The sequence below is a fragment of the Halosolutus sp. DAT137 genome (assembly GCF_059736405.1).
This window is the reverse complement of record NZ_JCAQID010000010.1, coordinates 1-12,006: the sequence shown is the minus strand read 5'-3', so window position 1 is coordinate 12,006 and position 12,006 is coordinate 1. Positions and strand designations below refer to the sequence as shown.

Sequence of the window (12,006 nt, the reverse complement as noted above, 5' to 3'; positions counted from 1 at the left end):
GCGAACGGGGAGCGAAGCGAGGCGCCAGGCGCCTCGAATAACGAGCGGTGACCAGCGGGAACCGCGAGCAGTGACCCGTGAGCGAGCGATGTACGCGAGAATCGCGGCCAGTGCGATCAGTGTATAACTCGTTTCAGTGGTTACTGTAGGATAATGAACGTGACCGTGCCAGCGACGAGCCGGTACGGTCGTGTCGCCCGATCGGCGTTCGAACGCGGACGCGCACCGTTCTATTCACAATCTATAATAACACACTGCTGTAAGTAGGCACATATGGAACGTAGCGATCGGTCAGCCGACCGGATAGCGCGCATTCTCGATCCGCAATCGATCGCCATCGCCGGCGCGTCAGCGGACGAAACCAAACGGGGATACATCGCGACTAAACGGTTGATAGAGTCGGACTATGACGGATCAGTGTATCCGGTGAACCCGTCTCACGAGGGGGAAATCCTCGGAAAGGAAGTCTACCCGTCGGTCTCGGCAATTCCCGAGCGAGTCGACCTGGTGTACGTCGTCACCCCCGCCGGGGCAGTCCCGACAGTCCTCGAGGATGCTGGAGAAGCGGGCGCCGGTGGTGCAGTGATCTTCTCGGCAGGTTTCAGCGAGGTCGGTAACGAAGACGTAGAGCGGGAACTCGTTCGGATTTCCGAGGAGCACGGAATCCGATTCCTTGGCCCGAACGTCATGGGAATGGTGAACGTCCCCGAGGACGCCTATCTGGGTATCGACGCAAACTACTCGCAGGGCGGGCTGTCGATGATCTCCCAGAGCGGGAATCTCGGCATGAACTTGGGCGTAATAGCGAATCAGGAGCGGAACACCGGTATCAGCCACTTCGTTTCGATCGGCAACGAGGCCGACCTGCAGTTCCACGAACTGTTGCCCTACTTCGCGGCCGACGACGAGACCAATGCCCTCGTACTGTACGTCGAGGGGATGTCCGACGGTCGGGCGTTTCTGGCGGAAGCCGGGCGGTTCACCGAGGAAAAGCCGCTCATCCTCCTGAAAGGCGGCCGAACCGGCGCTGGGAAGTCGTCCGCGGCGTCCCACACCGCTTCGCTGGCCGGAGACGCTGACGTCGGCGAGGACGTGTACTCGCAGGCGGGTATTGTTACCGTGGACAGTTTCGACGACATCGTTCCGGTCGCGCAAGCCCTGACAGGTCAGCCGACGCTCGCCGGGCGGAATATCGCGATTATGACCGAAGCAGGCGGCGTGGCGACGATCACCGCCGACTCCCTCGTTGAACACGGACTGTCCGTCCCGGAGTTGACTGAGGAGACTCAGGAGGCGCTTGCCGAGTTGTTCCCGTACTCGCCAAACCTCGCGAACCCGATCGACACGATGGTCAACGGGGACACGGCGTCGCTGCACGGCGATGCCGCAGAAATTCTCCTATCGGACCCGACCATCGACGGGCTGTTGATCTGCGGTGGCTACGGCGGCTACGGCGTCGGCGGTGCACAGGGGATCGAGCTCCCGACGGATGAACGGTCCGCAAAGGCGCAACTCGAGTCCGCTCACCGCATCGCGGAGCTGCCCGAAGCGTACGACAAACCGATCGTTGTCAAGAGCGCGTTCACGCCCGAGGAGTCAGAGGCGCTAGAGATCTGCCGCGACGCCGGTGTCCCGGTGTACGACTCGTTCAGAGAGTCGGCGCTCGCGTTCGAGGCGCTCGCGGATTACGGTAAGTACCTAGAGACGGCCGACGAGCGAACGAGTTTTACCGTCGGATCGGACGGCGATGCCCACGAGACGATCGAGGGGGCGGCCGACGGCGCGATCCTTGCGGAACACGAAGCCAAAGGCATGTTGACCGATTACGACATTCCTGTCGCCTCCTATCAGCTGGTCACGTCCCCCGAAGGGGCCGTCGATGCCGCAGAGCGGTTCGACGGCGAGGTGGCGATGAAGATCGTCTCCCCACAGATCCAGCACAAGACCGAAGCCGGCGGCGTCGCACTGGGCGTTTCCGGTGCGGACGCCGTGCGGGAGAGCTACAAGGAACTGCTTGCCAACGCAAAAGCGTACAACCCGGACGCGTCAATCGACGGGGTACTCGTCTCACCGATGCTCGAAGAGGGGGTCGAGGTGATCGTCGGGGCGATTCAGGACGAGGAGGTCGGCCCGGTCGTGATGTTCGGACTCGGTGGCATCTTCGTCGAAGTACTCGAGGACATCACGTTCGGGGCCGTCCCGCTGACGAAGGGCGACGCCCAGCGAATGATCGACGGGATCGACGGAACGGCCTTGCTGGACGGAGCCAGGGGCCACGCCGAGATCGACGACGATTCCCTCGCGGACCTGCTCGTGGCGGTCTCCAGGGTGGTTGCCGAGAATCCGAGAATCACCGAACTGGATCTCAATCCGGTATTCTGTTACGAGGATGGCGTGTCGGTCGTCGACGCTTCGATCACTCTGTAACGGCACCTCATTTTCACCGGTAGTGTCGTCCTCGCACCCTGACTGCTCGAGGGAGGGCGCTACCTGTCCATACGAGGGGGACTGGTTCGCTCGAGGGAGTTCGTTGGTGACGCGCATACCGAACCAAATTCCGGAGCCAAATCCGAAGCGGAACGTCGAACTCGGAGCCGACTAACTCGCCCGTCCTCACCTCGTCCAACTGCGTTCTCTCGCCGCCGCCTCCGCCGGGTGCGGACGATCGTACTCGGTGAGCACGAGCAGCACCCCATCGAACGGGGACGGGTGGTAGAACAGTTCCCGAAAGCCTTCGAGCCGCATTTCATCGATCGGATCGATCCCGCGATCGGACAACGCCTCGCGGGCCGCGTCGGCGTCGACTACTTCGAGTGATACCGCGTACACGCCTTGGCCACGCTCCCGGACGAACTCCGCGACGGCCGAATCGTCCTCACCCGAGACGAACTCGAGACCGATCCGGCTGGTTCGGTTCGCGATCGGGTCATCCGGCGGATCGACGGTCGCACCGAACTCCAAACCGAGCAGCGCCGAGAAGCGGTCAACGCTCTCTCCGAGGTCGTCCGTGGCCACGAGCACGCGGTCGATACCGAGGACCTGCGGGTTAGTTATCGTCGATCACCTCGAGAAGGGCGAGCATTCGGTCGTAGGCTTGGTCTCGCAGTTCGTCCGCGTCGACCTCGTCGCCGTACTCGTAGTAGCCCGCACCGGTCTTCGGACCGAGTTCGTTCGCTTCCATCTTCGCCGCTACGCTCTCGGGGTTCTCGAACCGCTCACCGAGTTCGTCCTCGAGGTACTCGTTGACGTAGTAGAGGATGTCGACGCCGCCGAGGTCGACGAACTGAAGCAGCCCCATCGCCGCCATCCGGAAGCCGACGCCGGTCCGAAGCGCGCGGTCGATCTCTGCGGGGGAGGCAACGCCGTCCTCGTAGGCTCGAACCGCCTCGTTCATCGCGGCGGCCTGGATGCGCGAGCCGAGGAAACCGGGACTGTCGAGGCAGGTAACGGGCTCCTTCCCGACGCGCTCGAGCAGCGCGACGGTCGCCTCGACGGCACCATGGTCGGTCCGGTCGTCGTGGGCGACTTCGACCAGCGGTACGATGAACGCTGGGTTGAGCCAGTGGGTGATGAGCAACCGCCCGGGATCCGGGACGGCATCGGCCAGTGAGCGGACGCTAATCGAGGATGTCGTCGTCGCGACGATCGCGCCCTCGAGGGCGCCGCCTGCGTCCGCGAAAAAGCCCCGCTTGATTTCGGGATCCTCCGGCAGCGCTTCGAACACCCAGTCGGCGTTCTCGAGGGCTGCGGGCCGATCACGGGTGACGTCGATCCGATCGAGGACGGCGGCAGCGTCGCCGTCGAAGTGACCCCTGGCCGCGAGTAACTCGAGATTCGAGTTGACGGTTTCACGGACCGTGTCGGCTTTCTCCGCGAACTCCTTCTCGGAGCGCGCTTTGACGTCGAGAAGTCGAACTGGCCGCTCGTTCGTCGCGAACACCTGCGCGATTCCGATCCCCATTCGCCCGGGACCGACGACGGTGATCGATCCCTCGTCGACGTCCACTCCCCTCACGCCTCGACACCTCGTTCAAGGACAATCTCGAACTCCTCGCGCGACAGGGAAGCGAGACCGAGCCGCTCGAGGGAGCGTCCTGTCTCACGGTAAGGTTCGTCCATGAGCGTCTCGGCGATGTGAACGATGCTATCGATCGTCGGCGTCTCGAGGTCGAGGTACTCCCCCACAGAGGCGAGCATGACCGTCGCGATGCTGATGTCCTCGTGGACGTACCGGTCGTCGAGCGACGGCGGATCTTCGCTGAACGTCTCGGCCCCCATCAGGGCCGCCCTCGCGTTCCGGCCGTAGAAGTGACCGCCCGGCGCCTGGTCCGACCGGTAGTACTCGTCCTGCGTGAAGTGAGGGTCACCGTAACCCAGTTCGTTACGGATACGCACGCGCTCGCCGTCGACGGCCATCAGTGCGTTGTAGACGCCGTTGCCGATCCCGTGGCGGTGGATGTTGAACGGCCCGATCTCGTCGCATTCGATGACGCCCGCGTTGAGCACCGTCGGCGTGGCGTTCACGCACGGGTTACTGTTGTTGAGCGCGCAGTCGAGGGCGTTCTCTGCGGGGATCGCCGCTCCGAAGAGTTGTTCGATAACCTCGAGCGCTCGATCAGTTTCCGAGCCCGGAAAGGCACCGATCGGTAACGAGACGGCGTCGAGGTTGATCGTCGCCTCGGCGTCGCCCGAGCGGCGTGTCACATACGGGAGCGTCGGCGTCTCGGCGACGGTGACGTTTTGCGGGGGAGCGTCGAGATCGTCGATCGCGTTTCGAAGCAAGAACGAGCCAAAGTTCCCCGGGCAGAGCAACACGACCTGATCGTCCTCGAGCGCCGGGACGAGTTCCTCGAACAAACTCTCCTGTGCCGTCGTGGGAAGCGGCGCTACGACGACGTCCGCCCCCGCGACTGCCCGTCCGAGGTCGGTCGTCACGTCCGAAAGCGAAAGCGTTCGCCGCTCGCCCGGTGTTCGTCGTCCCTCGTACCGCTCGGAAACCGCGAGCGCGATCGATTCGGACTCGAGGACAGCCGCGTGATTGTCAGGTGAGCGAACGTACCACTGAACCGCATACCCCTGGTCGGCGAAGTCCGCTGCGGCGGCGTACCCGCCGTTACTTCCGCCAATGACTGCGACAGTTTCCATGGACATTCCGTACGTGAAGCGTCCACATACGTAAATTGGTGGGTCGCTCGACCGAATCCGACCGACGATTCGCTCGGCCGGCGACGGGTCTGAACGCCGTCTACACCGTCGGCGTGATCAACCCCAACCCAGTCGTCGAGATCGACGACGACAGCTGGCAACACCGCTTCGAGGAGCAAGAAGAGGGCACAATCGTCGCGCTTGCCGCGTCGGATGACGACGTATAGTGGTGACAGCCCGCAAAGAGCGGCCTGATGACGATGATCGACGCCTCGAGATCGCTCACGAAAATCACGAATCGACCGTTCAGTCGGCCAACTCGTCGCGCCGCGCGGCGGTCGCGTCCGCGTCAACGCGCAACTCGTCGCTAGCGAATATCACGCCGTAGACGTCTCGGGCTTCTCCGCGGGTGATGTACCCCTTCTCGACGTCCCGACGGACCGCCTCCGGATCGCGATCGAGCGGATCGCCGTAGCCGCCCGCGCCGGACAGCTGGAAGCTCACCGTGTCGCCGTACTCGAGGTCGTAGGCACCCTTAGGGTGCAGCTCTTCGCCATCGTCTCCGGGGTTCAAGACCGTTCGACCTCGGTCACCAGGCTGCCCACCTTCCAGTCCCCACGGTTGGGACTCAGTGCGCTCGAGCAAGTTCGTGAACGAGACGTCTTCGGCGAGCAGGGTGAAGTCCTTTCGGAGACCGAGGCCGCCGCGGTGGCGGCCGGCGCCGCCGGAGTCAGGGATGAGCGCAAGGCAGTCGATCACGACCGGGTAACGCGTCTCGTGGAGTTCGACGGGAATGTTCGTCACGTTGAACGACGAGCAGATTCCTTCCTCGCCGTCCTTCCTCGCGGAGGCGCCGACGCCACCTATCATAAAGTCGTAAAGGATGAACCGCTCGCCGGTCTCGGGGTCAGTGCCGCCGAAGTTGGGGTTACCGAAGTGGCTGCTCGCGGCGATAACCTTGTCCGGAACAGCCTTCGCGATCGCGCCAAGGTTGAGTTCGACGATACGCTGGTTGATTATCGGCCTCGCATTGGCGGCGGCCGGCGGTTCGGGGTTGAGGAATGACCCCTCCGGCGCTCGGACTGTCATCGGCCGCATGATCCCCTCGTTCTGGGGGAGGTACTTCTCGGTGATCGCCTTCAGAACGAACGCCGAGTACGCCCGGGTGTAGTTGATGTAGCTGTTGATCGCACTCGGCGTCTGCGGGTCTGTACCCGAGTAATCGAAGATCATCTCGTCGCCGTCGATCTCGATCGTCACCGCGAGGTCGACCGGTCCGCTGTCGACGCGGACGTTATCCATCACGTCTTCGAAGGAATACTCGCCGTCGGGCATCTCGCGGATGTCGGCCCTGACGCGCCGTTCGGACTGGTCGATGATCTCGTCGATGCAGGTGTAAATCGTGTCGCGGCCGTACTCTTCGAACACCTCGCGGAACAGCTTCGCGCCGTGGTGGTTGGCGTTTTGCTGAGCTTTGAGGTCGCCGATCACCTTGTCCGGGATCCGGACGTTCGCCTCGATGAGGTCGACGAACCAGCGCTCGAGTTCGCCCTCTGAGATCACCTTGGTCGGGAACAGTCGGAGTCCCTCCTGGTAAATCTCGGTCGCATCGACGGCCTGCGAGCCGGGGGCCATGCCGCCGACGTCGATGTGGTGAGCGATCGTCACGGAGAAACCTTCGATCCGGTCGTCAACGAACACCGGCGTGACCAGAAACATATCCGGCAGGTGGCCCGAGCCCATGTACGAGTCGTTGAGGAGGATTCCGTCGCCGGGCTCGAGGTCGTCGTAGTCGTATCGCTCGCGAACGTGCTGGACCGCGTAGGGCATCGAGCCGAGGTGGCCCGGACTGAAGTTCCCCTGTGCGACCATCCGCCCGTCTCGATCGAACAGCCCTGTGGAAAAGTCCTGCCCGAGTGAGACGGCTTCGCTCTTGCCCGTGCGCTGGAGGACAGTTCCCATCTCGTTGCACATCGCGACCAGCCGGTCCCAGATGACCGTGAATGTGATCGGGTCGAGTTCCTCCGCTTCGATGCTCGATTCCGCCTCCGTCTCGGTGTCACTCATCGTCGTTCACCTCGTTGATATCGATGACGAGATTACCGTATTCGTCGACGGTCAGATCGTCCCCGGGCGGAACGACGGTCGTCGAGTTGACTTCCTCGATCACTGCGGGACCGGTGAGTTCGGCTCCAGGTGAGAGCTTCTCGCGATCATAGATCGCCGTCTCGGTGAAGCCGTCGGCTCGCTTGAAGTACGCCTCACGGGTTCCTTTTTTCGCGTCGCTTGCGCGGCCCGAGCCCTCGATGGTCTCGAGCGACACCGATTCGGTCGGGCTTCGGACGGTCACTTTCCAAGTGATACCCTCGATGTCTTCGTCCGGATCGCTGTAACCGTACGTTCGCTCGTAGGTGTCGTGGAAACGGCCCTCGATCGTCTCGAGATCATCCGCACCCAGTGCACCGGTCGGGAGTTCGACGCCGAGTTCGTGAGCCTGGCCGACGTACTTCATATCGGCTTCGCGCTCGACCTCGATGACGTCGACATCGCCGCCGGCTTCGCGAACGAGTTCGCGGCCCTGTCGCTCGAGGTCTGCGTAGATTTCGGTAATCTCCTCGAGTGCCGCAGCGTCCAGTTCGGTGATGTGCGTCTGATCGAGGTGGAACTCCACGTCGGCGACGAGGAGGCCACCGGCGCTCGCGACGCCCGCTCCCGGCGGAACGAACACCGTCGGAACGTTGAGTTCGCGGGCGATGAACGGCGCGTGCGACGGGCCGGCGCCGCCGAATGCGATCATTCCGAACTCTCGAGGGTCGATCCCGCGCTCAGATGCGTGGATCTGGCTGGCTCGCGTCATCGCGTTGTCGACGATCTCTTTGACTCCCCACGCCGCGTCGTGGGCGCCCATCTCGAGGGGGTCGGCGATATCGCGTTTGATTCCGTCAAGTGCATCGCCGACGTCGATCTCCATTCGACCGCCGAGGAAATAGTCTGGGTTCAGGTACCCGAGCGCGAGGTCAGCGTCGGTGACGGTCGGCTGGGTGCCGCCCCGTCCGTAGCAGATTGGGCCGGGCTCTGCGCCAGCGCTCTCCGGGCCGACCGTGATTCGCCCGGTCTCGCTCGCGCCCGCGATGCTACCGCCGCCGGCGCTGATCTCGATCATGTCGATCACGGTCAGGTTGATCGGGAGACCGCTACCCTCTTTCATCTCGGCCTCGTCGACCTCGAACACGTCCGTCCGCTTGGGCTGGCCGTCGATAATGAAGCAGATCTTCGCCGTCGTACCGCCCATGTCGAACGAGAAGACGTTCTCGAAGCCGACGTGATCGCCGATGTGTCCGGCGTTTAGCGCACCGGCAACCGGTCCGGACTCGATGATTTGCACCGGCGATTGCTGGATCATGGCCGGCGTCGCCACGCCGCCGCTCGATTTCATCATAAAGAACGATCCGTCGTAGCCTTGATCGTCGAGATCGTCCTCGATCTTCTGTAGGTACTGCTGAACGCGTGGTTTGATGTACGCGTCGACCGCGGCGGTGTTGGTCCGTTCGTACTCGCGGTACTGCTTCGAGATCTCGGAGGCTCGCGTCGTGTAGAGGTCCGGGGCGACCCCCTCGATGACATCCTGAGCGGCCCGCTCGTGCCGGTCGTCGTCGTAGGAGTGAAGGAAGCTGATCGCGACGGACGCGTAGTCGTCTTCGATGTCCTCGATCACCGAGGCGAGCGCGTCCTCGTCAAGCGGCGTTAGCACCCCCTCTCGCGGATGTATTCGCTCGCTCACCTCGTAGATGTCCTCCCGTTCGACGATAGGAGCGGGCTTCTCGATAAACAGGTCGTAGAGGTCGTACCGCTTTTGTCGTCCGAGGATCGGCACGTCTCTGAACCCCTCCGTCGTCAACAGGGCAGTCTCTGCTCCATCGCGCTCGAGCACCGTATTCGTCGCGAGCGTCGTCGCGTGGATCAACTGATCGATATCGTCGACCGCTGCATCGGTCTCGGCGAGAAACTCTTCAAGTCCCGTTAACACTCCCCGTGATGGATCGTCGACGGTCGTCGGATACTTGTACACGTCGAGTTCGTTGGTTCGTTCGTCTACTAGCACGAAGTCGGTGAACGTCCCACCGACGTCGAAGCCGATACGCTTCGCCATTGGTGGTATATGTCTTGGCATGTGTAATAAATTCCCACGCTTTGCCACCTATTAGCCGTCCCTCGGTTTGATTTTCTGGACTGATAACACTCAATGTGGCGACGGCCAGGTTATTCCCTGAGCATCACTACCCCTAATCATACCCCCAGATTTCGAGGGGTTAGACGAAGTCCATCACACCATTCTTTGGGCTCTGGCGCAAGATCCGCGGACACCGTACTCTGATATCGCCGAGCAACTCGAAGACGACGGGTGCTCGATGGACGTTCAGGTTCCATATCGGGTCGCACCATTTTATTCGCTCTCTTTTTGTTGGTCATCTCATGATTTATGTGTACACTTGGCACGATATCGCAAGTAGAACAGAGTGTTCGCGTGTGACTCCCACACAATGATTTTTAAAACCAATCCAGCAGCTGGCAAAATAACATGCTCAGTTCGTTAATATATGCGGTCGATCCCGGCGACATTCATAAGTGATCCGCAGTAACGGGACTCTCAATGGCTCACAGTAACGGAGAGTCGACGGAGAACTATTTTCGATATGACACAAGCTATATTATCGACGCAATTTTAGTAAGCGGATGTAATGACAGTAGACCTCGTGGTCAAAGACTGTACAATCGTGACTCCGGACGGACTAATTGGTCCGAACGCCGGAGTTGCGGTTGAAGACGGGAAGATTGTCGCTCTCGCAGCGGACGATCAACTCCCCGAAGCCGATCGCGTCGTCGATGCGAACGGGAACTATCTCGCTCCCGGCGTGATCGACTGTCACATCCACAACCGCACCCCTGGACTCGAATACAAAGAAGATTGGGAGACGGCGACGCAGGCTGCGGCGGCCGGCGGCGTCACGACCGTGATGGGTATGCCCAACACCGACCCGGTCATCGACCACCCGGAACACATCCAGACGAAAGCCGATCTCGGCGACGAGAACGCACTGGTCGACTTCCAGTTCTACGCCGTAATCACCTCCGACAACTACGATCAGGTCCACGACCTCGCTGAGGCGGGCGTCGTCGGGTACAAGGTATTCCTTGGCACTACCATCGGCGCGATCCCCCCGCCGAACGACGGCGAACTGCTCGAGGCGATGGAACAGGTCGCAGAGACGAATCGTCGACTGGGCTTCCACGAGGAGAACGACGAAATCCTCTCACACCTCGCCCAGAAGTTCCAGGCGGAGGGCAAAAACGACCCCATCTACCACACGTGGTCTCGACCACCAATTACGGAACGAGAAGCCATCAGCCGGACGATCCTCTTTGCCGAGGAAACCGGCGCGAAGATCCACATGTTCCATCTCTCCTGTGGCACGGGCGCTCGTCTCGTTTCCGAAGGAAAAGAAAAGGGCATCGACGTCACCGCCGAAACCATGCCCCACTACCTCTGGTTCACCGAGGACGTCATGCGCGAGAAGGGCAACGTTGCACGGATCCAGCCGCCGATCCGCGACGAAGAAGAGCGCGACATCCTCTGGGAGGAGGTGCTCGGTGACGGCATCGACTGTATCGCCACCGACCACTCCCCTCACACCGACGAAGAAAAGGGGATGGACGACCCGTTCAAGAACACCTGGGAAGTCATCTCCGGCTTCGTCGGTCTCGAGACGGAGGTTCCCGCCATGCTCACCTTCGTCAACGACGGCAAGATGAGTCTCGAACGGTGGATCGACATGCACTCGACCCAGCCCGCCAAAATCTGGGGCATGTACCCCGAGAAGGGGTCGCTCCAGATCGGCACCGACGCCGACTTCACGATCTTCGATCTCGACGCGGAGTGGACGCTCGAAGACCGCCACACGCTCCACTCGAAGAACACGGTTACGCCGTTCGAGGGCGAATCGTTCACCGGTAAGGTAGAGAAGACGATCGTCCGCGGGAACGTGGTCTACGAGGACGGCGAGGTCGTCGGCGACTCGGGATACGGACAGATGATCGACGTCGACGAGATCGACAACGACTACGGTAACTAACGATGGACGAATACGAATCCGGGCACCGAACCGGGCGACGACTGCGCGCGGCGATCGGCCACAACCTACGTGGGTTCTGGCTCGCCGTCGCTGACCGGGGAATCGACCGCGAGACGGTGGTCGACGAAGCGATCGCAAACCGCGACCGATTGTCAGACGCCACGCGCGATCGCATCCGGGGAATGGCGACGGCCGCCGACGTCCCGTACCGCGACCTGCTCGCGTTCAACCTGTTCGAGGAGACGCTCGTCACCGACGGCTGTACGACGGCTATCGCTGCCGGCGACGCCGCGGCCACCGGCGAGACGGTCTTCTTCAAGCAAAGCGATAAGAAAGGTGCCGACGAGTTCGAAGGCGAAAACTATCACCAGCACCAGCAGATCAACGTCGTCAGCATCGAGGATTCTGACGACACGAACAAGATCATCGGCGTCACGGCGGCCGGCTCGACGGCCGTCAAGATGGGGATGAACGATCAGGGAGTGGCGATCGGCAGTAACATCTCCCGGACGGTCACCTTCGACGAGGACGGCAAAGACTCGAAAGATTGGGCCGCCGCCTCGCGCGGTGAGTACATGCGTCAGGGACTGCTCCACGGCGACACGGCCGAGGAGGTAGCCGAGCACATCACGCCGATGCTCTTTGCAGATCCGATGTCCTCGCCCGGCAACATCCCGATCGCAGACGCAGAGAAAGCGATCATCCTCGAAGGCGAGTTCACCCACCTGGC

General features: G+C 62.0%; 9 protein-coding genes. 4 read left to right on the top strand and 5 right to left on the bottom strand.

Going from position 1 to position 12,006, the window contains the following annotated elements:
- Positions 1-273: 273 nt before the first annotated feature.
- The gene (locus AC6I6L_RS17105) at positions 274-2,427 is read left to right on the top strand and encodes an acetate--CoA ligase family protein (RefSeq protein ID WP_497918994.1); all 2,154 of its coding nucleotides are present in this window, start codon (positions 274-276) and stop codon (positions 2,425-2,427) included.
- A gap of 186 nt (positions 2,428-2,613) precedes the next feature.
- On the opposite strand, the gene AC6I6L_RS17100 is transcribed toward AC6I6L_RS17105, so the two are convergent.
- From AC6I6L_RS17100 to AC6I6L_RS17090, 3 genes are read right to left on the bottom strand one after another with little or no spacing between them, the layout of a single operon-like run.
- Positions 2,614-3,021, bottom strand: a complete 408-nt coding sequence (locus AC6I6L_RS17100; protein ID WP_497918993.1) for a VOC family protein — start codon at positions 3,019-3,021, stop codon at positions 2,614-2,616.
- A gap of 25 nt (positions 3,022-3,046) precedes the next feature.
- Positions 3,047-4,015: a 3-hydroxyacyl-CoA dehydrogenase family protein gene (locus AC6I6L_RS17095; RefSeq protein ID WP_497918992.1), complete on the bottom strand. Its 969-nt coding sequence runs from the start codon at positions 4,013-4,015 to the stop codon at positions 3,047-3,049.
- On the bottom strand, positions 4,012-5,151 hold the full coding sequence (locus tag AC6I6L_RS17090) for an NAD/NADP octopine/nopaline dehydrogenase family protein (protein ID WP_497918991.1): 1,140 nt from the start codon (positions 5,149-5,151) through the stop codon (positions 4,012-4,014). Before AC6I6L_RS17090 ends, AC6I6L_RS17095 begins: the two co-directional genes overlap by 4 nt.
- Before the next feature lie 32 nt (positions 5,152-5,183).
- On the opposite strand from AC6I6L_RS17090, the gene AC6I6L_RS17085 reads away from it, so the two are divergent.
- Positions 5,184-5,372 (top strand): hypothetical protein, encoded by a 189-nt coding sequence (locus AC6I6L_RS17085; protein ID WP_497918990.1) that lies wholly within the window; start codon positions 5,184-5,186, stop codon positions 5,370-5,372.
- A 79-nt stretch (positions 5,373-5,451) separates the two neighbouring features.
- Here the strand turns inward: AC6I6L_RS17085 and AC6I6L_RS17080 are convergent, their stop codons facing one another.
- Together AC6I6L_RS17080 and AC6I6L_RS17075 are read right to left on the bottom strand one after the other, a co-directional pair.
- A complete protein-coding gene (locus tag AC6I6L_RS17080) occupies positions 5,452-7,212 on the bottom strand; it encodes a hydantoinase B/oxoprolinase family protein (RefSeq protein WP_497918989.1) in 1,761 nt (586 codons plus the stop codon).
- Positions 7,205-9,295, bottom strand: coding sequence for a hydantoinase/oxoprolinase family protein (locus tag AC6I6L_RS17075; protein WP_497918988.1), 2,091 nt, complete (start codon positions 9,293-9,295; stop codon positions 7,205-7,207). Before AC6I6L_RS17075 ends, AC6I6L_RS17080 begins: the two co-directional genes overlap by 8 nt.
- 589 nt (positions 9,296-9,884) lie before the next feature.
- Between AC6I6L_RS17075 and allB the strand changes: the two genes are divergently transcribed.
- Together allB and AC6I6L_RS17065 are read left to right on the top strand one after the other, a co-directional pair.
- Positions 9,885-11,276, top strand: coding sequence for an allantoinase AllB (gene allB, locus AC6I6L_RS17070; RefSeq protein ID WP_497918987.1), 1,392 nt, complete (start codon positions 9,885-9,887; stop codon positions 11,274-11,276).
- Positions 11,277-11,278: 2 nt separating this feature from the next.
- Positions 11,279-12,006 (top strand): C45 family peptidase (locus AC6I6L_RS17065; RefSeq protein WP_497918986.1); only part of this gene is annotated, 728 nt, incomplete at its 3' end.